Source organism: Rhizobium sp. PRIMUS64 (genome assembly GCF_023006465.1).
GTDB classification, from domain to species: domain Bacteria; phylum Pseudomonadota; class Alphaproteobacteria; order Rhizobiales; family Rhizobiaceae; genus Rhizobium; species Rhizobium leguminosarum.
The window spans coordinates 1-1,103 of sequence record NZ_JALBGX010000298.1 but is presented as its reverse complement, the minus strand read 5'-3'; the positions used below and the strand labels follow the sequence as shown (position 1 = coordinate 1,103).

The window sequence follows — 1,103 nt, the reverse complement described above, 5'->3', positions numbered from 1 at the left end:
AGCGCGCAGACCTTGTCGACGATCTCCATCTCCATGTCCGGATAGATGGGAAGGCAGAGCACCTGCTGTGCGGCCTCGGTTGCGACCGGCAGATTCGAGGGCTGCGAGGAAGGCAGGCTGCGGTACATCGAGAAGCTTGAAATCAGCGGATAGAAATAGCGGCGCGGATGAATGCTGTTTTCCTTCAGCCGTTCATAGAGCCCATCGCGTGAAATGGGATAGTCAGGGCGTACGAGGATCGGGAAATAAGAGAAGTTGGAGACGGTCTCGCCGGAACGGTCCAGGCATTCTATGCCGGCCACGCCGCGGAGCCGCTCACGATATGCACTGTCGATCAAACCACGCCTTTCGAGCGCGAGCTTGATGTATTTCAGCTGCAACAGGCCGAGCGCAGCGTTGAACTCGCTCATCTTGCCGTTCGTGCCTGGCGCCACCACGGTCACTTCGTCGACGTAACCGAAGTTCTTCAGCTGGTCGATGCGGGTCTTCGTCTTGACATCCGGGCAGATGATGGCCCCGCCTTCGAATGTGTTGAAAACCTTCGTCGCATGGAAGCTCAGGATGGAAAGGTCGCCGTGATTGAGAATGCTTCCCCGCTCGTCTTCCACGCCGAAGGAATGGGCGGCGTCATAGATGACCTTCAGATTGTAGAGATCGGCGATCTTCTGGATAGCATCGACGTCACAAGGGTGGCCGTAGCAATGCACCGGCATGATCGCCGTCGTCTGCTGCGTGATCGCCGCCTCGATCTTCGCTGGATCGACATTGAGCGTCACCGGATCGATGTCGACGAAGACGGGCTTTAAGCCGTTCCAGAGAAGCGAATGCGAAGTGGCCACGAAGGAATAAGGCGTGGTGATGACTTCGCCCGTGACGCGGAGCGCCTGAAGCGCCGTCAGCAGCGCGACCGTGGCGTTGGAAAAAAGGCTGATGTGCTTCACGCCGAGATGGTTGCAGAGCTCCTGCTCCAGCTGCTGGTGGAATGGCCCGCCATTGGTCAGGACGCGATTGTTCCAGATTGCTTCCAGCGACGGAATGAATTCTTCGAGCGGCGGCAGGCTGGGCTTCGTTACATAGATCTTTTCGTTTTTCATGACGCCGTC

At 57.8% G+C, this 1,103-nt stretch carries 1 protein-coding gene; it reads right to left on the bottom strand.

The annotated features are described in order from the left end of the window. Positions 1 to 1,103 (bottom strand): DegT/DnrJ/EryC1/StrS aminotransferase family protein (locus tag MOV76_RS39200; RefSeq protein WP_281411125.1); only part of this gene is annotated, 1,103 nt, incomplete at both ends.